Here is a 20,797-nt window from a genome sequence, read left to right on the forward strand (position 1 = left end):
TTGCATAGTAGGGTCCCCGCCATGGCCCTGGAGCACGCGATCCTCGTCTCCCTCGCGGAGCGCTCCGCGAGCGGCTACGAGCTCGCCCGGCGCTTCGACGCGTCGATCGGCAACTTCTGGAGGGCCAGCCACCAGCAGATCTACAAGGTGCTGGGGCGCATGGAGGCCGACGGTCTCGTGGAGTCCCGCCTCGTCGCCCAGGACCATCGCCCGGACAAGAAGGTCTACGCCCTCACCGAGGCGGGCCGAGACGAGCTGCGCCGATTCGCCGTCTCGCCGACCCCGCCGGAGGTGCTGCGCAGCGAGTTCGCGGTCAAGCTGCGGGCCCTGCCCTTTGCCGACCGGGAGACCACCGTCGCCGACGTGCGACGGCGACGACAGCAGCACGTCGAGAAGCTCTCGTACTACGAGGAGAGCGCCGCCCGCTTCTACCCGGATCCGAGCGCCGTGGCCGACGACGAGCTCGGCGCCTGGCTCGTGCTGCGCGGCGGGCTGCTGGCCGAGCAGGGCGGCATCACGTGGTGCGACGAGATCCTCGCTGCGCTGACCGGTGGGAACGCAACGCCCGCGCCCCGATCACCAGCACGCACAGGCCGAAGGCGATCGCCGTGACGATCAGCACCGCGTGCACCCACAGGAACGACGTCGGAGCGCTGCTCCAGGCCTCGCCGGACCAGGCCCGCTCATCGTCGACGATCGCCTTGGCGAAGCGCGGCCAGATGACGACGTTGAACACACCGGCTGCGACGAGCAGCCAGGCCGAGAACCTCGAGATCACCGCCCCATCGCACCACACCACCAGGAGCTGACCATGCACGCCTTCCGTGACGCCGTGGAGCGCGGCGACTTCGACGCCCTCGGCGACCTGCTCGCGCAGGACGTGGTCTTCCGCAGTCCCGTCGCCTTCCGGCCCTACGAGGGTCGTCCGCTCGTGACCGCCATCCTGCGCGGTGTCGGCCGGGTCTTCGAGGACTTCCACTACGTCGACGAGCTCGCCGCCGAACAGCGGCACGCGCTCGTGTTCCAGACCCGCGTCGGGGACGTGTCCCTGCACGGCTGCGACTTCATCACCGTCGATGACGACGGGCTGATCAGCGAGCTCACCGTGATGGTGCGCCCACTGTCGGCCGCCCACGCCCTGGCCGAGGCCATGGGTGCCCAGTTCCCGCAGATCCAGACCGAGGCCATGGAGTCCCGATGAGCACGCACCCCGACTACCCCACCCTGCTCAGCCCGCTCGACCTCGGCCACACGACGCTGCGCAACCGCGTCGTCATGGGTTCGATGCACACCAAGCTGGAGGACCGCGCCAAGGACCTGCCCAAGCTCGCGGCCTACTTCGCGGAGCGGGCCAAGGGTGGCGTCGCGCTCTCGGTGACCGGCGGCTACTCCCCCAACCGCCGCGGCTGGCTGCTGCCCTTCGGCGGGACGATGAACAACGGTCGCCTCGCCGACAAGCACCGCCTGGTCACCGACGCCGTGCACGAGCACGACGGCAAGATCGCGATGCAGGTCCTGCACGCCGGACGGTACGGCTACCACCCCTTCTCCAAGGGGGCGTCGGCCAAGAAGTCGCCGATCACGCCGTTCAAGCCCTCGCCGCTGAGCACGAAGGAGGTCGACCGGACGGCCACCGACTTCGCCGAGGCTGCTGCCCTGGCCCGACGAGGCGGGTACGACGGCGTGGAGATCATGGGCTCGGAGGGCTACCTCATCAACCAGATGCTCGCCGCCCGCACCAACGACCGCACCGACGCGTGGGGCGGGACCGCGCAGAAGCGGATGCGCTTCCCGGTCGAGATCGTCAAGCGGACCCGGGAGCTGGTGGGCGAGGACTTCATCGTCATGTACCGGATGAGCCTGCTCGACCTCGTCGACGACGCCCAGACCTGGGAGGAGACCGTCGAGCTGGCGCACCTGCTGCAGGAGGCGGGCGTCTCCATCATCAACACCGGCATCGGCTGGCACGAGGCTCGCATCCCCACCATCGTCACCTCGGTGCCGCGGGCGGCGTTCGCCTGGACGACGGCCAGGCTCCGAGAAGCCGTGGACGTGCCGGTCGTCGCGTCCAACCGGATCAACACCCCCGAGGTGGCCGAGGAGATCCTGGCCTCCGGCCAGGCCGACCTCGTCTCGATGGCCCGCCCGCTGCTGGCCGACCCGGACTTCGTCGTCAAGGCGGCGGAGGGTCGTGCCGACGAGATCATCACCTGCATCGCCTGCAACCAGGCCTGCTTGGACCACACCTTCAAGAACCAGCGGGCCACCTGCATGCTCAACCCGCGCTCCGCGCACGAGACCGAGCTGGTGCTCCTGCCGACGCAGCGGGCCAAGCGGATCGCCGTCGTCGGCGCCGGCCCCGCGGGCCTGGCGGCAGCCGTCGAGACCGCCGGGCGTGGGCACCACGTCGAGCTGTTCGAGGCCTCGCCCGAGATCGGTGGACAGTTCAAGCTCGCGATGCAGATTCCCGGCAAGGAGGAGTTCACCGAGACCGTCCGCTACTACCGCCGGATGATCGACGTCCGTGGCGTCACCCTGCACCTGGAGCGTCGCGTGACGGCGGACGAGCTCGTCGCCGAGGGGTTCGACGAGGTCGTCATCGCCACGGGCGTGGAGCCGCGAGTGCCGGACCTCCCGGGCATCGATCACCCCAAGGTCGTGACCTACCAGCAGGTCGTGGGCGAGCGCGTTCCCGTCGGTGCGTCGGTGGCCGTCATGGGCGCCGGCGGCATCGGTTTCGACGTGAGCGAGTTCCTCCTGCACGAGCCCCACGAGTCCGTGGAGGACTGGATGCAGCGCTGGGGCGTCGTCGATCCGGACGAGCGCGTGGAGGGCGGCGCGCGGGGCGGGCTGGGCACCAAGGTCAAGGCACCCGCACGGCGCACCGTGCACCTGCTGCAGCGCAAGTCCACGAGCCTGGGCAAGGGTCTGGCCAAGACGAGCGGCTGGGTGCACCGCACCACGCTCAAGGACTCCGGCGTCGACATGGTCAAGAGCGTCACCTACGAGCGCATCGACGACGACGGCCTGCACATCACCCTGCGCAAGGGGCAGGACGATGCGCAGGAGCGCTGCCTCGACGTCGAGACCATCGTGCTGTGCACGGGTCAGAAGTCCGTGCGCGACCTCGTCGAGCCGCTGGAGGCGGCCGGCGTCACGACCCATGTCATCGGTGGCGCCGACGTCGCCGCCGAGCTCGACGCCAAGCGGGCCATCAAGCAGGCCACCGAGCTGGCCGCCCGCCTCTGACCACCGATTCCCATGTCGACATGGGAATCAGCACGGCTGCACGGTTTTCCCGCAGATGCACGGGTTGCGAACCGTGCAAACGTGGGAGAACCGTGCAGATGATCGTCCACCGAACCGAGGGAGCACCCATGCAGACCACACAGATCCGCCTCACCGCCCGACCCGTCGGCGAGCCCAAGGACAGCGACGTCGAGACCGCTACCGTCGACCTCCCCGAGCTCGCCGAGGGTGAGGTGCTGCTGCGCACGATCTACCTCTCGCTCGACCCGTACATGCGCGGACGGATGAGCGCAGCCAAGTCCTATGCCAAGCCGGTCGAGCTCGGTGACGTCATGGAGGGCGGCACCGTGTGCGAGGTCCTGGAGTCCCGCTCGGACCGCCGTGCCGTCGGTGACATCGTCCTGGCCTACACCGGTTGGCAGACCCACGGCGTCGCGCAGGCCAGGCACACCCGCCGCCTCGACCCCGCCGAGGCACCGGTCTCCACCGCACTCGGCGTGCTCGGGATGCCCGGCTTCACCGCCTACGCCGGCCTGCTCGAGATCGGCCGGCCCGCCGAGGGCGAGACCGTCGTCGTCGCGGCGGCCACGGGCCCCGTCGGCTCGGCCGTCGGGCAGATCGCCCGGCTCAAGGGGGCCCGGGCCGTCGGCATCGCGGGAGGGCCCGAGAAGTGCCGCCTGCTGGTCGAGGAGTACGGCTTCGACGCGGCGATCGACCACCGCTCGGAGTCCTTCGCCGACGATCTGGCCGCCGCGACGCCCGACGGCATCGACGTCTACTTCGAGAACGTCGCCGGGCCGGTCGGGGAGGCGGCGCTGCGGCGCATGAACACCTACGGACGCGTGCCGGTGTGCGGGCTGGTGGCCAACTACAACGCCACCGAGGCGCCGCACAGCGACTTCACGTTCCCCGGGTTCTTCTCCAACGTCCTGGTGAAGAGCCTGACGGTCCGCGGCTTCATCCAGGACGAGTTCACGCGCACGCACCACGAGGCCTTCCTCGCCGAGATGGCCCGGTGGGTCGGTGACGGGTCCGTCCGCCACCGCGAGGACGTGGTCGACGGGCTGGAGAACGCGCTGGAGGCCTTCCGCGGGCTGCTCACGGGGCGCAACCTCGGCAAGCTGCTCGTGCGGGTGGGGGACGACCCGACGGCCTGATCGTTCGACGTGCGAGATCGGCCAGTGCCCGTAACGTGGTCCGCTGGGGTCAGACCGGCCCCACCCCGCGAAAGGACACATCATGGGCATCATCACCTTGCTGATCGTCGGGCTGATCGCCGGCGCGCTCGCTCGTCTCCTCGTCCCCGGCAAGGACCCGATGGGCATCATCGGCACTCTCGTGCTGGGTGTCATCGGCTCGTTCGTCGGCGGCGTCATCGGTTCGCTGTTCTCCGGCGGCAGCGTCCTCGACTTCAACACCAGCGGCCTGATCCTGTCGATCATCGGCGCCATCGTCGCGCTGTTGATCTACCGCGCCGTGGCGGGTCGCCGCACCCGCGCCTGATCCTGACCCGACGAGGGCCCGCCGACCACACCGTCGGCGGGCCCTCGTCATGCGCGCTGCGGCGCGCGATACTGCTGCCATGCGGATCCACCTGCTGCGCGCGGTCAACGTCGGTGGGGCCACGTTGCCCATGGCCGACCTCCGGGAGCTCGCGGCAGGTCTCGGTGCGACGGACGTCAGCACCCACATCGCCTCGGGCAACCTGCTGTGCACCCCTCCGGCTGACGCGGTCGGCTTCGAGCGCGCCCTGGAGCAGGCCGTGCAGGAGCGTTTCGGCTTCTTCCGGGAGGTGATCTCCCGCAGCCCCGACGAGCTGCAGCGCGCCCTCGACGTGCATCCCTTCGAGGTGGTGGAGCCCAAGTACTCCTACGTCACGTTCCTGCTCGCCGAGCCCGAGCCGACCGCCATCGAGAAGGCGCAGACGTTCTCCACGGGCGACGACCGCTGGGAGGTCCTCGGACGGGAGATGCACGTCCGCTACGCCGACGGGGCCGGTCGACCGCAGATGAAGGCCGCCTCGATCGGTCGGGCGCTCGGCGTCCCCGGCACCGCTCGCAACCTCAACACCGTGCGCAAGCTCATCGAGCTGTCGCGATGAGCACGAGAAGACCGGCCGGTCAGCGTGGTGCTGACCGGCCGGCCTGTGTCCTGCGGGGCTTGTGGCCTAGAAGTAGTGCTTTCTTCCTCCGACGCCCTTGTTGAGCGCTCCCAGCACGAACAGCACGACGCCGATGAGCACCAAGATGCCACCGATCGTGTACAGGATCGAGACATCGAGCACCGCGCCCAGGATGAGCAGGATGATTCCAAGAATGATCATGTTTGTTCCTCCCTCTCTGTCTCCATGCCGTTCGGCATCGAGACCTTGAACAACCTACGCACTCCACCGATCGGCGCACCTCGAATGGTCAGTTCTCTCCCCGTCGTCGGTCAGATGGCTGTGCAGCGGTGGGTGACCGCGAGGGCCGCCGGGTGATGATCGGCGTGACGTCCCGCGCCGATCGGGCCGGGGGAGCCTAGGCTGATCGGGTGACGGGCGAGAGCTGGCGAACCCCGGCAGCGCAGGACATCGAGCGGCTCGACGCCCTCCTGCGCGAGCACCGCTGCCTGGTCATCAGCGGTGCAGGACTGTCCACCGACTCCGGCATCCCCGACTACCGGGGGCCGGGCTCGCCACCACGCACCCCGATGACGTACCAGGAGTTCATCGCCACCCCCGAGGCCCGCCGGCGGTACTGGGCCCGCTCCCACGTGGGCTGGGCCCGGATGGGCTCGGCAGAGCCCAACCCCGGGCACCTGGCGCTCACCGCGCTGCAGCACGAGGGCCGGCTCAGCGGCCTCATCACCCAGAACGTCGACGGCCTGCACGCCAGGGCCGGACACGCCGACGTCGTCGACCTGCACGGCCGCATCGACCGTGTGCTCTGCCTGGACTGCGGCGACCTGTCCGACCGCGCATCACTGCAGCGACGGCTCGACGAGCTCAACCCCGGGTGGTCGGAGCAGGAGGCCGTCATCGCCCCCGACGGCGACGTCGTGCTCGAGCACACCGACCGATTCGTCGTCGCGGACTGCGAACGCTGCGGCGGACGGCTCAAGCCCGACGTGGTGTTCTTCGGTGAGAGCGTGGCCAAGCCGCTGGTGGCCCACTGCTTCGATCTCACCGACGCTGCCGACGCGCTGCTCGTGGTCGGGTCCTCGCTGCACGTGATGTCCGGCCTGCGCTTCGTCCGTCGCGCGCACGCCCGCGGCATCCCGGTGGTCATCGTCAACCGTGGCGCGACCCGGGGAGACACCCTTGCCACCCTGCGCATCGACGCCGGGTGCTCTGAGACCCTCGCCGCGACGGGCCAGAGGGTCAGCTGAGCTGGCGCAGGCGAACCGTCTCGGGGAGCTGGGCGAGCGCGGTCAGCACGTCCGGCGTGACCGACTGGGCCATGTCGGTGACGACGTAGCCGATCTCGCCACGCGTCGCGAGCGACTGCGCCTCGATGTTGACCTCGTGCTCACCGAGCAGCCCGTTGATGGTGGCCAGGACGCCGGGGGCGTTGCGGTGCACCAGCGCCAGACGCGTGCGCGAGCTGTCGGCCGGCAAGTTCATCTCCGGAAAGTTCACGCTCAGGGACGTGCTGCCGAACGAGGCGTAGGAGCGCAGCTTGGAGGCGACGAAGCGACCGATGTCCTGCTGCGCCTCCTCGGTGGACCCACCCACGTGCGGCGTGAGGATGACGTTGGGTACGCCGCGCAGCTCGGACTCGAACGGGTCGCCTTGGCGCTTGGGCTCCACCGGGAAGACGTCGACCGCCGCACCCGCGATGTGACCGGACTCCAGGTGTCCCCTCAGCGCCGCGGTGTCGACGGCGATGCCGCGCGAGAGGTTGAGGAACAGCGCACGCGGCTTCATCCGGCGCATCTGCTCGTCGCCGAACAGACCCGCATTGCCGGGGCGTCCATCGACGTGCAGCGTCACGACGTCGGCGATCTCCAGCAGCTCCTCCACCGTCGAGCAGCGCTGCGCGTTGCCGAGGGCGAGCTTGTCGTCGATGTCGTAGAAGACGACCTTGAACCCGAGCGCCTCGGCGACGACGGACAGCTGGCTGCCGATGTTGCCGTAGCCGACGATGCCGAGCGTGCGGCCGCGGACCTCGTGGCTGCCGGCGGCCGACTTGTTCCAGACGCCGTCGTGCATCGCCGTGGACTTCTCGTGCAGGCGACGAGCGAGCGAGATGATCTCGGCGATCGCGAGCTCCACGACCGAGCGCGTGTTGGAGTAGGGCGCGTTGAAGACCGCGACGCCGCGCGCCGCGGTGGCCGGGAGGTCGATCTGGTTGGTGCCGATGCAGAACGCACCGACGGCCAGCAGGTCCGGCGCGGCGTCCAGGACCTTCTCGGTCAGGTAGGTCGTGGAGCGGATGCCCAGCAGGTGGACGCCCTGCACCGCCTCGATGAGCTCGTCCTCGCCGAGCGCGCCGTCACGCGTCTCGACCTGGTAGCCCTTGCCACGCAGGAAGTCGCGCCCGTCGGCGTGGATGTTCTCCAGCAGCAGGACGCGGACGTCACCGTCGTCGATGGTGGTGGGCGCCGCGAGGGCGCGGGCGTCAGGATTCATGGTCATCATCATGGCGGGGCCTTTGGTCAGCGGTGGATCTGGCTGACGCGGGGCCCAGGCGAACGGTCCCGAAGTCGATGTCGTCGTGTCGATCTGGTCGGGCTCCCCGGTGGTATCCACCTCAACGCCAGTCGCGCCGACCCCGTCAGTCTACCCGGCGCGTCACGTGCTCGACGGGAGCTTCACAAGAGCGGACACTGGGAGGAGGAGGTACTGCCATGACCATCGATCCCGAGGTCCCACCGAGCGGCACGGGGTGCCAGGAGTGCCTGGAGGCTGACGGCTGGTGGGTGCACCTGCGGCGCTGCGCGGCCTGTGGCCACGTCGGGTGCTGCGACTCGTCACCGGGCAAGCACGCCACCGCCCACTTCCGCTCGACGGGCCACCGCGTCATGACCAGCTTCGAGCCCGGCGAGAGCTGGTTCTACGACTTCGCCACCGGGGAGCCCGCGGACGGCTACGAGCTGCAGGGGCCGTCGAGCCACCCGCCGGACCAGCCGGCGCCCGGCCCGGCGGGCATGGTGCCGCAGAACTGGCGCGACCTCATCGACTGACGTCGGCTCAGCCCTCGGGCGTGATGCCGAACTTCGCCAGGGCCTCCGGTGGGATCGGCCGGTCCAGGTTCGCCAGGCGTACCTGGCCCTGGGCGATGAGCCTGCCTTCCTGGTCCAGGGAATCCAGGTGCCACAGCTGCTGGGTGCGGCCGCGGTGCACGGGCGTCGCGGTCGTGGTGATGGTGTCGCCCACCGCGGCCTGACGGACGAAGTCGCAGATGTTGTTGGTGCCCACGACGACGCCCTCGGTGCCGAGCCAGACCTGGCCGGCGGTGCTGGCCGTGGACTCGTGGACGGCGCAGTAGATGCCGCCGTGCGGGATGCCGAAGGGCTGCAGGTGGTGCTCGCCGATGGTGAAGCGGACGACGACCTTGTCGCGTCCGACCTCCACGTGCTCGACGCCGAGGACACCGTCCAGACCGGGAACTTCGCTCATGCGGCGACCCTAGCCCCGCACGCGCGCCGACCCGCACGAGGTCCTGACTTGATACCTTTACCCCCTAGGGGTATAGTCGAGACATGAACCCAATCCTTCGCGCCGCCGCCGTGGTCGCCACCGCGCTCCTGGTGGTGGGATGCGCCAACGGGTCCGGCGACGACCCTGCCGAGGCCGACGTCGAGTTCGCCCGGGCGATGATCCCCCACCACGAGCAGGCCGTCGAGATGACGGCCCTGGTCGACGACGGGGCCGACGCCTCCCCCGAGGTCCGGGACCTCGCCACCCGCATCGAGGCCGCCCAGGCGCCCGAGATCGAGCAGATGCAGGGCTGGCTGCAGGAGTGGGACGCCGAGGCTCCTGGCACGGGGGACCACGACATGGCCGGGATGATGAGCGGCAAGCAGATGGGGGCGCTGCAGGACGCCACCGGAGCGACGTTCGACCGGCTCTGGCTGACGATGATGATCGACCACCACCGTGGGGCAGTGGCGATGTCCGAGGACGTCCTGTCCGAGGGCGAGGACGCCGAGGTCGCCACACTGGCCCGCGAGGTCACCGCCGCCCAAGAGGCGGAGATCACCGAGATGCAGGAGCTGCTCGATGACTGATCCCACCACCCCTGGCTACAGCGACGACAAGACGGCCGTCCTCAAGCGCCTGCGTCGCGTCGAGGGCCAGGTCCGCGGCCTCACGCGCATGGTCGAGGACGACACGTACTGCATCGACGTGCTCACCCAGGTGAGCGCCACGACCAAGGCCCTGGAGGCCGTCGCGCTGAAGCTGCTCGACGAGCACCTCGCCCATTGCGTCGTCGACGCCGCCCGCGCCGGCGGACCCGAGGCGCAGATCAAGGTCAAGGAGGCGTCCGACGCCATCGCACGACTGGTGCGCTCATGAGGTCGCCTGTCGACCACCCGAGGGCTCGCAGAGTCACGGTTTTCTTTCATCTGCACGGGAAGCAACCCGTGCGAATCGAGGATTCCCATGTCGACATGGGAATCGAGTGAAGGGTGAGGCTGACATGGAGACCGAGTACCGCGTGACCGGCATGACCTGCGAGCACTGCGCCCGGGCCGTCACCGAGGAGCTGCAGGATCTGGCCGAGGTCACCGACGTGACCGTCGCCCTCGTCGCCGGCGGGGCGTCCACCGTCACCGTCACGAGCCAGTCCACCCCCGACCCCGAGCGGGTCGCGGCGGCGATCGACGAGGCCGGGTACGCCCTGGCCGACTCCCCGCCCGCCTGAACCCCACCCCACGTCGCCAGGAGGCGATCCCCGTGTCCCACCCGACCCACACCGACGACACCCGCCACACCGTGCGTCTGGACGTGCAGGGCATGTCCTGCACGTCGTGCGCCATGCGCATCGAGAAGAAGCTGAACCGGCTCGACGGCGTCGACGCATCGGTCAACTACGCCACTGAGAAGGCCACCGTCCAGGTCCCCGAGGGCCTGGACCACCGGACCCTGCTCGAGACGGTGGAGCAGACCGGGTACTCCGCGACGGTGCGGTCCGAGGGCGGGTCCGGTGGGAGCGGAGACGACCACGGCGCCGACCACGAGGGCCTGCACGGCGCGGCGTCGATGCGACGACGCCTGCTCGTCGCGGCCGCGCTGAGCCTGCCGGTGCTGCTGCTCTCGATGGTCCCGCCGCTGCAGTTCGACTACTGGACCTGGGTGGTGCTCGCCCTCGCGACCCCCGTCGTGACGTGGGGGGCCTGGCCCTTCCACCGCGCGACCATCACCAACGCCCGCCACGGTGCTGCGACGATGGACACCCTGGTCAGCGTCGGCGTCGGCGCGGCCTACCTGTGGTCCCTGTGGGCGATGTTCCTCGGTGGCGCCGGCGACCCGGGGATGCGGATGGAGTGGTCCCTGCTCGGGACGGGCATGCACGAGGTGTACTTCGAGGTGGCCGCCGTCGTCACCACGTTCATCCTCGCCGGTCACTACCTGGAGGCGAACGCGAAGCAACGCTCCAGTGCCGCCCTGCGCGCCCTCATGGACCTGGGCGCGAAGGAGGTCACCGTGCGTCGCGACGGCCCCGGCGGGGGTGCCGGGCCTGGGGCGGCCCATCGGTACACAGAGGTGACCGTGCCGGTGGACGACCTGCACGCGGGCGATGAGTTCATCGTCCGCCCGGGCGAGAAGATCGCCACCGACGGCGAGGTCGTCGAGGGGGCGTCGGCTGTCGACGAGTCGATGCTCACCGGCGAGTCCGTCCCGGTCGAGGTCACGATCGGCGACACCGTCACCGGTGCCACCGTCAACCAGGGCGGACGCCTCCTGGTGCGGGCCACAGCCATCGGCTCCGACACCCAGCTGGCCCAGATGGCACGGCTGGTGGAGGAGGCCCAGGAGGGCAAGGCCGACGTCCAACGCCTGGCCGATCGCGTCTCGGCGTGGTTCGTGCCGGCCGTCATCGCCCTCGCCCTGCTGACCTTCCTCGCCTGGCTGGTCCTCGGCGACGACGTCACCGCAGCGTTCGTCGCCGCCGTGGCGGTCCTCATCATCGCCTGCCCCTGCGCACTCGGCCTGGCCACGCCCACGGCGCTGATGGTGGGCACCGGGCGGGGCGCCCAGCTCGGCATCCTCATCAAGGGGCCCCAGGTGCTGGAGTCCACCCGCCGCATCGACACCGTCGTGCTCGACAAGACCGGCACCATCACGACCGGCGTCATGAGCGTCGTCGACGTCAGCCCCGCCGACGGTGTCCGCCGCACGGACCTCGAGCACCTCGCGGCGACGCTGGAGCACGCGTCGGAGCACCCGGTGGCGCGGGCGATCGCCGGTCTGACCGACACCGGCGAGGTCACGGACTTCGCCAATCACCCCGGCCTCGGCGTCAGCGGCGTCGTGGACGGCCGTCACGTGCGCGCCGGCCGCCCGGACTGGATCGCCGACGACGTCCCGCGTCCGGAGGTCGACGGCACGACGATCGCCGTCGAGGCCGACGGGCAGCTGCTCGGCACCATCACCGTGGCCGACACCGTCAAGGGGTCCTCGCGCCAGGCCGTCGCCGACCTGCGTGCACTCGGCCTGGAGCCCGTGCTGCTCACCGGCGACGCGCGGGCCGTGGCGGAGTCCGTGGCGGCCGAGGTCGTCATCGAGAGGGTGCAGGCCGAGGTGACTCCGGATGACAAGCTCCGGACGGTCCAGGCCCTGCAGTCCGAGGGTCGAGCGGTGGCGATGGTGGGTGATGGTGTCAACGACGCCGCAGCCTTGGCCGCCGCAGACCTCGGCATCGCGATGGGCACCGGCACCGACGTCGCGATCGCGGCGTCGGACCTCACGCTGGTCAAGGGCGACCTCGCCACCGCCGTCGACGCGGTCCGCCTCGCCCGGGCCACGTTGCGCACCATCCGGATGAACCTGTTCTGGGCCTTCGCCTACAACGTGGCAGCCATCCCGCTGGCAATGTCCGGGCTGCTCAACCCGATGATCGCCGGGCTCGCGATGGCCCTCAGCTCGGTCTTCGTGGTCACCAACAGCCTGCGCCTGCGCCGCTTCGGGGCGTAGCCGCGACCCCCGCCATGGGGCATGCTGGGGTGATGAGCAGTCCATGGCGACCCGAGCGGCAGATCTCCGTGGAGGAGGCCCGGGTGCAGGTGCGAGAGCTCGGGCTGGCCGGCGACGAGGTCCAGCACGTCGCCTCCGGCTGGGACAACACCGTGATCGCGGTCGACCACGTCTGGCTCTTCCGCTTCCCGCGCCGACGCATCGCCCTGCCGGGAGTCGAGCGCGAGCTCGAGCACCTCCCCCGGCTCGCGCCATCGCTGCCGCTGCCCATCCCCGTTCCGGAGCACCGTGGCTCGTGCGGCGAGCCACCGTGGACGTTCTGGGGAGCACGCGTGCTGCCCGGCACCGAGCTCGCCGTCAGCGAGCACGCCGACGCCGAGCAGGTCGCCGACGCCATGGGCCACTTCCTGCGCACCCTGCACTCCGTGCCCGTGGACCCGGCCCTGCCGGTCGACCCGATGCGCCGCAGCCACGCCCCCGATCGCGCCGCGCGGGCCCGGGAGATGCTCTCGAACCTGGCCGAGTCGGGCCTGTGGGACTCCGACCCCGCCGTGGAGGAGCTGCTGGCACGGGCCGGCTCCGCGGCACCCCCCGACAGCGAGACTGTCACCAGCCACGGCGACCTGTACGCGCGGCACGTCCTCGTGGACACACATGGGCGGGCCAGCGGCGTCATCGACTGGGGCGACCTGTGCGCCGCCCCGCGCAGCGTCGACCTCGCGTTCGTCTGGAGCGCCCTGCTGCCCCAGCACCGGCCGACGTTCTGGGCGGCCTACGGCGAGATCGACGAGGACACGATGTTGCGCGGCCGCACCATGGCGGTCTTCTCGCTCGCCGCCGTCGCCTCCTACGCGCACGACAGCCGTCTCGAGGCGCTGCTCGCCTCGTCGCTGCGGCACCTCGCCGCCGTCGCCGACTGACGACGACCCAGACCGCTCGCTGAGGGATGAGGACAGCCTCCGCTACCGTTAGGGCAGGCTGTTCTTCGTTGAAATCACGGCCCTTTCGGGGGACTGTTGGTCAAGACAACACATCGAGTCACCAGGAAGTGGAGCCATGTCGACCACCACCAGCGCCCCCACCCCCCAGGCCCCGTCGGCCCTCGCCTCCACCCATGAGGTCGCGGCCGGCGCCGCACAGTTCCTGACCCCCGCCGTGCACGACCTCGAGGCTCTCGTCGTCAACGGCAAGCAGGCCCACTGGCACGTGCGCGGCGGCAGCTTCGCCGGCGTCCACGCTCTGCTGGACGACCTCGTCGCCCACGCGCAGGACTTCGCCGACACCGCCGCCGAGCGGGTCGTGGCTCTCGGCCTGCCGCTCGACGCCCGCCTGGAGACCGTGGCGGCCAAGGCCACGCTCCCGCCGCTCAGCGACGGGTTCCAGCAGTACGAGCAGACGATCGCCGAGGTCGTCGCGCAGATCGACGCCGCGCTCGTGACGGTTCGCGCTGCCGTGACCGGTCTGGACGACATCGACCTGAGCAGCCAGGACGTCGCCATCGAGATCGAGCGCGGTCTCACCAAGGATCGCTGGCTCCTGCAGGCCCACGTCGCCTCCTGAGCCCTCGGACGACGGCGCGGGATGTGATCCGTGCGACACCCTTACTCATGTCAGGATAGGTAAGCCTATACTGACTGCGTGAGGACCCATCGTCGACGTACCCCCGTGCCGCACGTCCTGATCGCCGGCAGCACCGAGGAGATCGCCTGCATGCGGGCGCTGCTGAGCATGCTGCCGTCGGACGCCTACGGCCAGGTCCTCCTCGAGGTCCACGACGACGTCGTGCTCGCGGATCTCGACGCTCCCGCCCGCGTCACCGTCCAGCGGATCCGTCCTGTGCCGACCGAGCCCACGGGGACGGCACTCTCGCGCGCCGTGTCTGCCTGGCTCGCCGAGTGGCTGCCCGAGGAGCCCGATCCGCACCGCAGCGTCGGGGTCTGGCTCGGCAGCACCTGCGCCACCTCGGTGGCGTCCCAGTGCTTCGACCTGCGCAGCCTCGTCAGCACCCCCTGAGGTTCATTCCCCCTGGAGCGTCCGTGCCATGAGGACGTCGTCGACGTCGCGACCCTCGAGGTGGAACTCACCGCGCAGGACGCCCTCGACCTCGAAGCCGCAGCGCTCGTAGAGCCGTCGCGCGGACTCGTTGGGGGCCAGGACCCGCAGGGTCACCCGCCGGGCGCCGCGCTCGGCGGCAAGGGCAACGGCCGCAACGGCCGCCTCGACGAGCGCGCGGCCCACGCCGCGACCGCACGCCGACGGCAGCACCCCGAGCCCGTCGATCGTCAGCACGTGCGCATGGGAGGCGAGAGGGATCGTCCGGTGCAGTCCGACGTATCCGACGACGGCGCCCTCCAGCTCGGCGACGAGGAAGCCGTCCGGGCTCCGCTCCCCGGAGAAGAACGGGTGCGGCGCGGCCGGGTCCGGCGCCGGGGCGGGCGAGGTGAGCGACCCCCAGGTGGCGGCGTCCACGGATCGCAGCGCTGCCGCGTCGTCGGCGCGCGCCGGCCGGACCGGGCCGGGCGTCAGGCCGCCCACGTCCGGTCCTCTCGGGGTCGTCTGCGCCCTCGGACGACGAGGGCCGCGACGAGACCGCCGAGGGCACCGAACAGGTGGGCCTCCCAGGAGACGCCGGGCACACCGGGCAGCACACCGACGAGGATCCCGCCGTAGGCGATGATCATGATCCCGCCGAGCACGATCTGCGCACCGTCGCGGTTGATCAGCCCCCGCACCGCGAGGTGGACCAGCCAGCCGAAGACCACGCCGGACGCCCCGATGTGGATGCTGCCGGTCTGGCCGACGAGCCACGTCCCGACCCCGCTGACGACCCAGATGACAGCGGTCACGCCGACGAACGTCCGCAGCCCGGAGAGCGCGAGGAAGAAGCCCATGACGAGCAACGGGACGGTGTTGCTGATCAGATGGCCGAACCCGGCGTGCAGCAGCGGCGCGAGGGCGATGCCCTCCAGCGAGCCGGTGTCGCGGGGCCGGATTCCGTACTGGTCCAGACTCATCGGCAGGACGGCGTCGGTGATCTCCAGGACCCACAGGGCCCCCACGAACCAGGCGATCAGCACGGCGGCCCTGCGCGGCGCGCCCTGGGTCAGCTGCATGGCTCGAGACTAGGGCGCACGGTCAAGGCGCGGCCGCACGCCGTGGTCCCACAGCTCGTGGGTCTGCAGGGCCCAGAAGGTCGCGAAGAGACCCAGCACCAGCGCCTCCACCCACAGGACGGTGTGCTCCCACCCGGTCAGCAGTCCCGCGCCGCCCACCCCGACCACGCTGACCACCATCGCGGCGGCGATGACCGTGTAGCGGTTGCGGGCACCGCAGGTCGGCCCGTCGATGCCACGGGCGAGATCCACGCCGCGGGCATTCACCACGACCACGGCGACGATGCACGCGAACATGACGACCGCCGAGACGTAGTGCGCGTGCGCCACGAAGCTCTCCCGGCCGAGGAGGAACCAGGCGGCGAGCGCGACCAGCACGCCCAGGGCGGACAGCAGACCGACACGATGGGCAGCGGCGGCGTGCGGGGCCAGTCCGGAGCGTCGCCGCGTCAGGAACGCGATCAGCAGACCGGCCACACCTGCGGCGAGCAACGCCCAGACGTTGTTCTCCACGGCCGGCGTGCCGTCGCCGGTGCCGGCCACACCCGGTCGACACGTGCTCGGCTCGGAGGTCGGGACGAAGGCGACGACGCCGGCCAGCATCCCGGCGAGGTTGAGCAGGACGTCCTCGACCTCGGTGACGCCCTTGAGCACGATCATGCACACGCCTGCCGCGACCACCGAGGCGACGAAGACCGAGCGAGCCGGCGTGTGGTGGTAGTCGCTGATCGAGCGCTCCCAGCAGTCCCGTCCGACGGCGAGCCAGTCGATCGCCACCGACGCCGCCAGCAGCACCACGAGCGCGACGATCGCCAGGCGCAGGAATCGGTACGTCCTGACCGCGTCGTTCGCCGGTGCCCCCACCTCGACGACGGTAGCCGCGGGAATCGGCCGGGGCCACCCGTGGTTGAGCCGACCATGACCACCATCGCCGTCACGGGCGCGACCGGCGTGATCGGCGGGCTGACCGCGGGCCTGCTCGCGGCCGCAGGCCACCGCCCCCGCCTGCTCGCCCCGCGTCCGGAGAGGCTCGGTGCCGTCGACCTGCCGACGGCGCACTGCGACTACGCCGACCTCACCGGGGCCCGCGACGCTCTCGAAGGCGTCGACGTGGCGCTGTTCGTGTCCGGTCGGGAGGATGCCGACCGGCTCGACCAGCACACGACCCTCGTCCGGGCCGCCCGCGAGGCCGGGGTGCAGCACCTCGTCTACACCTCCTTCGTCGGGGCGTCCCCCACGTCGACCTTCACACTCGGGCGCGACCACGGCGCCACCGAGCAGATCGTCGTGGACTCCGGTCTGGACCACACCTTCCTGCGGGACAGCTTCTACGCCGAGGTCTTCGCCCTGTTCGCCGACGAGTCCAGCGTCATCCGTGGCCCCGCCGGGTCCGGTCGGGTGGCTGCCGTGTCCCAGCACGACGTGGCGGCCGTCGCCGCGACCGTCCTCGCCGACCCTGGATCCCACACCGGCCGGGCCTACGACCTCACCGGCCCCGAGGCGCTCACCCTGACCGAGATCGCCGAGCGGCTCACCAGCGTCACCGGCCGCGACCACACCTTCGTCGACGAGAGCGAGGACGAGGCCCGCGCGAGCCGCGCCTCCTACGGAGCACCGGCGTGGCAGATGGACGCCTGGGTCAGCACCTACACCGCGATCCGCGACGGCGAGCTCGCCGCGGTCAGCGGCGACGTCGAGGCGTTGCTCGGGCGACCCGCCACCACCTTCGAGAAGGCCGTCGCCGGTTCACCCGGGGCGCGCTGAGCGAGCAGGGACTGGCGCAGACCCCTCCGTCGTGGGCACGATGGAGAGGGTTCGTCAACGTCAGGCGAAGGGATGACTCGATGAACAGCCACTTCCGCAGGCTTGCCTTCGCGCTGCGCATGAAGATCACGCACGGAGTCCTCTGCCCGCTGACCGCCGCCCTGGCGCTCTACCTCGTCGGACGACTCGTCCTTCCCGCCATCGACGTCGGGGTCAGCGCGGGACTGCTGAGCCATCTCGCCGGGTTCCTGATCGTCATGGTCGTCAGCATCGTGCACGCCCACCGCATGCCCCGGGATCTGCCCCCGCCGCCTGCGCCCCGACCCGCAAAGGAACCGGCATGAGTCAGTACGTCCCCACCGCCACCGACCGCGCTCCCCTCCCCGCGACCTACCGGGCCGAGCCCCGCTACCTCGGCTACCGGGACGACGACATGGCCAAGCCGTACGCCCCGTACTTCCGCACCGACTGCCTGCCCGTCCAGGACCACGTCCGTGAGGTGCTGCTCTCAGGCATGGCCCCGACCGAGCACGCCTACGGTCTTGAGGACGCCGCCCGCATCATGTCGCGACCGGGCTACCAGAAGATGGAGACCGGATGGACCCGCGTCCCCGGCGGATGGATGATCAACGTCCTGACCGACATGCCGAACGTCACCGCAGAGATGTGGGACTGGTGGTTCGGCTGGCACTCCTGCGAGAGCGCCCGCTACAAGCTGTGGCACCCCGACGCCCACCAGTTCACGGCCGTCGGTGAGAACCGCAGCGCCGACCGCACCCTCACCGACCGCCAGCGCTACATCGACAACGTCTCCTACGCCGACGAGTACGTGGGTGGCACCCTGCAGCGCCTCGCCATCCGCTTCCTCGACCCCACGCGGCTCGGCTTCGACGAACCCGCCCCCGGGAACACCGTGATCTGCGCCCGCGTCGGGCTCAGCCAGTACCCCGTGGCCATGGGCTGGCTCATCCACCAGATCCGTCCCACCGACCATGGCTGCGAGATGCGCAGCCGCTTCTTCCTCAGCGACTCCCAGGTGCTCGACCTACCGGCTCACTCCGTGCACGGGCGGGGCGCTGCTCTCCTGACCCGCCCGGCCGCCCGCACGCTCGGCGACGCCGTGCTCCCCCGTGTCATCGCCACGGTGATGGGGCCCGACGTCGGGTACGACATGGTCGTCCACTGTGCCGCCGAGATGAACCACCTCGCCTCCTTCCTTCCCGACCTCCACCGGGAGTTCGACGGCACCCCGTGAACCGCACTCGATGCACCTAGGCTGGAGGCATGACCACGAGCACCGACGCCGTCCTGTCCGTCACCGGTTCGGCCACGATCCGCGACCACGCCGAGCCACCGGCCGCCGGCGTGCTCACCGTCAAGCTGGTCACGAAGGACGGTGAGGTCCTCGCCGCCGTGGCCGTCGCCGCCACCGAGGCCGACACGCCCTTCGAGCTCACCGTCGACGCCACGCTCGCCCCCACGCCCGGCGGTCTGCGCCTGTGGGCCATGCTCCGCACCGACGCGGGCGTCTGGGGCACCCCCGAGCTGGTCACGCTGCGCGAGGAGCTGGTGCTCTCGCGGGTCGACGGCTGATGCCCCGCGGGGTCAACGTCACGCACCTCGACGAGGAGGAGATCCGCGCCGACAACGGCCCCGTCCTCGGACGCATCGCCACCCTCCTGCGGCCCTACCGCAGCAAGCTGGTGCTCGTCGGCATCGCCGTCGTCATCGCCGCAGGACTGACCTCCGTCGTCCCGTTCCTGACCAAGGCGGTCTTCGACGACGCGCTCTTCCCCACCGACGGCGGCAGCCGTGACCTCAGGCTGCTCGGCTGGCTCGTTGCGGCGATGTGCGCGATCCCCGTCGTCACGGCTCTGATCTCGGTCGGGCAGAACTGGCTGACCGCCACGGTCGGCAACTCCGCGATGGCGGACCTGCGCGGTGCCCTGTTCGAGCACCTGCAGAAGATGGAGCTGGCCTTCTTCACCGCCACCAAGACCGGTGCCATCCAGTCCAGGCTGGCCAACGACGTCGCCGGCGTGCGCACCGTCCTCACCGACACGGCGACCACCATCCTGCAGAACACGGTCACCGTCGCCGCGGCGTTCATCGCGATGCTGCTGCTGTCGTGGCAGCTGACCATCCTGACGCTCATCCTGATGCCCGTCTTCATCGCCGTCCAGCTGCAGGTGGGCAAGCGACGCCAGAAGCTCGCCCGCAAGTCCCAGGAGTCGCTGTCGGAGATGACGGCGATCACCGAGGAAGCACTGAGCGTGTCGGGCATCCTGCTGTCCAAGGTGTTCAACCGGGCCGACGCCGAGACCGAGCGCTACCGCGAGTCCAACCGCGAGCAGGTGCGGCTCCAGGTGGACCAGGCCATGACGGGCCGAACGTTCTTCGCCACCGTGCAGACGTTCTTCGCCATCACCCCGGCGCTCATCTACCTCGTGGCCGGGCTCATGCTGACCGGCGCGATGCCCGGGGGTGACGCCGCCCTGACGGCCGGCACGCTCGTGGCGTTCACGACGCTGCAGGCGCGGCTGCAGATGCCCCTGCTGCAGCTGATGCGCGTGACGTTGGACGTGCAGACGTCGCTCGCCCTGTTCCGCCGGATCTTCGAGTACCTCGACCTGACGCCGGCCATCACCGAGCGCGAGGCGGCGGTGGCGCTGGATCCTCGTGCCGCCGGTGGCGTGGAGCTGCGGGACGTCTGGTTCCGCTACCCCGAGCCGCGGACCCTCACCGGGAGCCCGGCACGCTCGCGCTACGGCGACGGTGACCGGCCCGTCGACGCCGACCAGCCGGAGCGGTCCGACGGGTGGGCCCTGCGGGGCGTCTCCTTGCGGGTGCAGCCCGGGCAGCTGGCGGCCATCGTCGGTCCCTCCGGCTCGGGCAAGACCACGGCCACCTACCTCGTGCCGCGCTTCTACGACGCCACCCGAGGGGCCGTGCTCGTGGACGGTCACGACGTGCGTGACCTGACGATGGGCTCGCTCGCCGACGCCGTCGGCATGGTCACCCAGGAGCCGTACCTCTTCCACGGCACGATCCGCGACAACCTCGCCTACGCCCGGCCCGACGCGAGCGACGACGAGATCGAGCAGGCGGCCCGCGACGCCAACATCCACGACCGGATCATGGGCTTCGCCGGCGGCTACAGCACCGTCACCGGGGAGCGCGGGTACCGGCTCTCCGGTGGCGAGAAGCAGCGCCTGGCGATCGCCCGGGTCCTGCTGAAGGACCCCCGCATCCTCATCCTCGACGAGGCGACGTCGGCCCTGGACACCGAGACCGAGCGGCTGGTGCAGGAGGCCCTCGAGCGGGCCACCGACAACCGCACGACCATCGCCATCGCGCACCGGCTCTCCACGATCCACAACGCCGACGTGATCTTCGGCATCTCCGACGGGCGGCTGGTCGAGCAGGGCACGCACGACGAGCTGCTGGAGGCCGGCGGCCTGTACGCCCGGCTCTACACCGAGCAGTTCACCCAGGAGCGGCGCGGCGGACGGCCCGACTCACGTCGAGCCGACGTCCCCCTGTGACC

Annotated in this window: 27 protein-coding genes and 1 riboswitch; of the genes, 20 read left to right on the forward strand and 7 right to left on the reverse strand. The window is 70.8% G+C overall.

What is annotated here, in order from left to right; all coding sequences use genetic code 11:
* The first annotated feature begins 21 nt into the window (after positions 1-21).
* Entirely contained in the window at positions 22-612 is a 591-nt protein-coding gene (locus tag ACHAAC_RS04200) for a PadR family transcriptional regulator (RefSeq protein ID WP_435714681.1), read from the forward strand.
* Here the strand turns inward: ACHAAC_RS04200 and ACHAAC_RS04205 are convergent.
* Positions 515-817 carry an SCO4848 family membrane protein gene (locus ACHAAC_RS04205; RefSeq protein ID WP_435714682.1) on the reverse strand — a complete coding sequence of 101 codons (303 nt, stop codon included), beginning with the start codon at positions 815-817 and terminating at the stop codon, positions 515-517. The two genes, ACHAAC_RS04200 and ACHAAC_RS04205, sit on opposite strands and share 98 nt — an antisense overlap.
* Between ACHAAC_RS04205 and ACHAAC_RS04210 the strand changes: the two genes are divergently transcribed.
* The 5 genes from ACHAAC_RS04210 (at position 812) to ACHAAC_RS04230 (ending at position 5,350) form a co-directional block, all read left to right on the forward strand.
* Entirely contained in the window at positions 812-1,201 is a 390-nt protein-coding gene (locus ACHAAC_RS04210; RefSeq protein ID WP_435714683.1) for a nuclear transport factor 2 family protein, read from the forward strand. The genes ACHAAC_RS04205 and ACHAAC_RS04210 overlap by 6 nt on opposite strands.
* The gene (locus ACHAAC_RS04215) at positions 1,198-3,249 is read left to right on the forward strand and encodes an FAD-dependent oxidoreductase (protein ID WP_435714684.1); all 2,052 of its coding nucleotides are present in this window, start codon (positions 1,198-1,200) and stop codon (positions 3,247-3,249) included. Before ACHAAC_RS04210 ends, ACHAAC_RS04215 begins: the two co-directional genes overlap by 4 nt.
* A 128-nt stretch (positions 3,250-3,377) precedes the next feature.
* Positions 3,378-4,406, forward strand: a complete 1,029-nt coding sequence (locus ACHAAC_RS04220; protein ID WP_435714685.1) for an NADP-dependent oxidoreductase — start codon at positions 3,378-3,380, stop codon at positions 4,404-4,406.
* An 82-nt stretch (positions 4,407-4,488) separates the two neighbouring features.
* Complete coding sequence (locus tag ACHAAC_RS04225) at positions 4,489-4,752, forward strand: GlsB/YeaQ/YmgE family stress response membrane protein (protein ID WP_435714686.1); 264 nt, start codon at positions 4,489-4,491, stop codon at positions 4,750-4,752.
* A 79-nt stretch (positions 4,753-4,831) separates the two neighbouring features.
* A complete protein-coding gene (locus ACHAAC_RS04230; RefSeq protein WP_435714687.1) occupies positions 4,832-5,350 on the forward strand; it encodes a DUF1697 domain-containing protein in 519 nt (172 codons plus the stop codon).
* Positions 5,351-5,416: 66 nt separating this feature from the next.
* On the opposite strand, the gene ACHAAC_RS04235 is transcribed toward ACHAAC_RS04230, so the two are convergent.
* Positions 5,417-5,572, reverse strand: a complete 156-nt coding sequence (locus ACHAAC_RS04235) for a hypothetical protein (protein WP_435714689.1) — start codon at positions 5,570-5,572, stop codon at positions 5,417-5,419.
* 209 nt (positions 5,573-5,781) lie between these two features.
* Here ACHAAC_RS04235 and ACHAAC_RS04240 point away from each other — a divergent pair, with 209 nt between their 5' ends.
* Positions 5,782-6,618 (forward strand): NAD-dependent protein deacetylase, encoded by an 837-nt coding sequence (locus tag ACHAAC_RS04240; RefSeq protein ID WP_435714691.1) that lies wholly within the window; start codon positions 5,782-5,784, stop codon positions 6,616-6,618.
* Here ACHAAC_RS04240 and serA read toward each other — a convergent pair.
* Positions 6,611-7,867, reverse strand: a complete 1,257-nt coding sequence (gene serA, locus ACHAAC_RS04245; RefSeq protein ID WP_435714778.1) for a phosphoglycerate dehydrogenase — start codon at positions 7,865-7,867, stop codon at positions 6,611-6,613. The two genes, ACHAAC_RS04240 and serA, sit on opposite strands and share 8 nt — an antisense overlap.
* Before the next feature lie 39 nt (positions 7,868-7,906).
* A riboswitch (ZMP/ZTP riboswitch) is annotated at positions 7,907-8,006 on the reverse strand.
* 73 nt (positions 8,007-8,079) lie between these two features.
* On the opposite strand from serA, the gene ACHAAC_RS04250 reads away from it, so the two are divergent.
* The gene (locus tag ACHAAC_RS04250) at positions 8,080-8,415 is read left to right on the forward strand and encodes a UBP-type zinc finger domain-containing protein (protein ID WP_435714693.1); all 336 of its coding nucleotides are present in this window, start codon (positions 8,080-8,082) and stop codon (positions 8,413-8,415) included.
* A gap of 7 nt (positions 8,416-8,422) precedes the next feature.
* Here ACHAAC_RS04250 and ACHAAC_RS04255 read toward each other — a convergent pair whose 3' ends face one another.
* Positions 8,423-8,851: a PaaI family thioesterase gene (locus ACHAAC_RS04255; protein WP_435714695.1), complete on the reverse strand. Its 429-nt coding sequence runs from the start codon at positions 8,849-8,851 to the stop codon at positions 8,423-8,425.
* Positions 8,852-8,934: 83 nt separating this feature from the next.
* Between ACHAAC_RS04255 and ACHAAC_RS04260 the strand changes: the two genes are divergently transcribed.
* From ACHAAC_RS04260 to ACHAAC_RS04290, 7 genes are all read left to right on the forward strand, one after another.
* Complete coding sequence (locus ACHAAC_RS04260) at positions 8,935-9,462, forward strand: DUF305 domain-containing protein (protein WP_435714697.1); 528 nt, start codon at positions 8,935-8,937, stop codon at positions 9,460-9,462.
* Positions 9,455-9,751, forward strand: coding sequence for a metal-sensitive transcriptional regulator (locus ACHAAC_RS04265; RefSeq protein ID WP_435714699.1), 297 nt, complete (start codon positions 9,455-9,457; stop codon positions 9,749-9,751). Before ACHAAC_RS04260 ends, ACHAAC_RS04265 begins: the two co-directional genes overlap by 8 nt.
* Positions 9,752-9,875: 124 nt before the next feature.
* Complete coding sequence (locus tag ACHAAC_RS04270; RefSeq protein WP_435714701.1) at positions 9,876-10,100, forward strand: heavy-metal-associated domain-containing protein; 225 nt, start codon at positions 9,876-9,878, stop codon at positions 10,098-10,100.
* 32 nt (positions 10,101-10,132) lie between these two features.
* A complete protein-coding gene (locus ACHAAC_RS04275) occupies positions 10,133-12,373 on the forward strand; it encodes a heavy metal translocating P-type ATPase (protein ID WP_435714702.1) in 2,241 nt (746 codons plus the stop codon).
* A gap of 32 nt (positions 12,374-12,405) precedes the next feature.
* Positions 12,406-13,293, forward strand: a complete 888-nt coding sequence (locus tag ACHAAC_RS04280; RefSeq protein ID WP_435714703.1) for a phosphotransferase — start codon at positions 12,406-12,408, stop codon at positions 13,291-13,293.
* Positions 13,294-13,429: 136 nt separating this feature from the next.
* Positions 13,430-13,933, forward strand: coding sequence for a Dps family protein (locus tag ACHAAC_RS04285; RefSeq protein ID WP_435714704.1), 504 nt, complete (start codon positions 13,430-13,432; stop codon positions 13,931-13,933).
* A gap of 78 nt (positions 13,934-14,011) precedes the next feature.
* Positions 14,012-14,386: an SIP domain-containing protein gene (locus ACHAAC_RS04290; RefSeq protein ID WP_435714705.1), complete on the forward strand. Its 375-nt coding sequence runs from the start codon at positions 14,012-14,014 to the stop codon at positions 14,384-14,386.
* A gap of 3 nt (positions 14,387-14,389) precedes the next feature.
* On the opposite strand, the gene ACHAAC_RS04295 is transcribed toward ACHAAC_RS04290, so the two are convergent.
* Genes ACHAAC_RS04295 through ACHAAC_RS04305 form a run of 3 tightly spaced genes read right to left on the reverse strand, consistent with a single transcriptional unit; the run spans position 14,390 to position 16,350 of the window.
* Positions 14,390-14,908: an N-acetyltransferase family protein gene (locus ACHAAC_RS04295; protein WP_435714706.1), complete on the reverse strand. Its 519-nt coding sequence runs from the start codon at positions 14,906-14,908 to the stop codon at positions 14,390-14,392.
* The gene (locus ACHAAC_RS04300) at positions 14,896-15,486 is read right to left on the reverse strand and encodes a rhomboid family intramembrane serine protease (protein WP_435714708.1); all 591 of its coding nucleotides are present in this window, start codon (positions 15,484-15,486) and stop codon (positions 14,896-14,898) included. Before ACHAAC_RS04300 ends, ACHAAC_RS04295 begins: the two co-directional genes overlap by 13 nt.
* Before the next feature lie 9 nt (positions 15,487-15,495).
* Positions 15,496-16,350, reverse strand: coding sequence for a hypothetical protein (locus tag ACHAAC_RS04305; RefSeq protein WP_435714709.1), 855 nt, complete (start codon positions 16,348-16,350; stop codon positions 15,496-15,498).
* 54 nt (positions 16,351-16,404) lie between these two features.
* On the opposite strand from ACHAAC_RS04305, the gene ACHAAC_RS04310 reads away from it, so the two are divergent.
* The 5 genes from ACHAAC_RS04310 (at position 16,405) to ACHAAC_RS04330 (ending at position 20,795) form a co-directional block, all read left to right on the forward strand.
* Positions 16,405-17,250 (forward strand): SDR family oxidoreductase, encoded by an 846-nt coding sequence (locus ACHAAC_RS04310; protein WP_435714711.1) that lies wholly within the window; start codon positions 16,405-16,407, stop codon positions 17,248-17,250.
* Between the two features lie 80 nt (positions 17,251-17,330).
* Positions 17,331-17,594, forward strand: a complete 264-nt coding sequence (locus tag ACHAAC_RS04315) for a hypothetical protein (RefSeq protein WP_435714712.1) — start codon at positions 17,331-17,333, stop codon at positions 17,592-17,594.
* On the forward strand, positions 17,591-18,505 hold the full coding sequence (locus tag ACHAAC_RS04320) for a DAPG hydrolase family protein (RefSeq protein WP_435714713.1): 915 nt from the start codon (positions 17,591-17,593) through the stop codon (positions 18,503-18,505). The genes ACHAAC_RS04315 and ACHAAC_RS04320 overlap by 4 nt, the downstream gene beginning before the upstream one ends.
* 29 nt (positions 18,506-18,534) lie before the next feature.
* Positions 18,535-18,843 carry a hypothetical protein gene (locus ACHAAC_RS04325; RefSeq protein WP_435714715.1) on the forward strand — a complete coding sequence of 103 codons (309 nt, stop codon included), beginning with the start codon at positions 18,535-18,537 and terminating at the stop codon, positions 18,841-18,843.
* Complete coding sequence (locus ACHAAC_RS04330) at positions 18,843-20,795, forward strand: ABC transporter ATP-binding protein (protein WP_435714717.1); 1,953 nt, start codon at positions 18,843-18,845, stop codon at positions 20,793-20,795. Before ACHAAC_RS04325 ends, ACHAAC_RS04330 begins: the two co-directional genes overlap by 1 nt.
* Positions 20,796-20,797: the final 2 nt, after the last annotated feature.

Source organism: Aeromicrobium sp. CF4.19 (assembly GCF_051262555.1).
Classification (GTDB): domain Bacteria; phylum Actinomycetota; class Actinomycetes; order Propionibacteriales; family Nocardioidaceae; genus Aeromicrobium.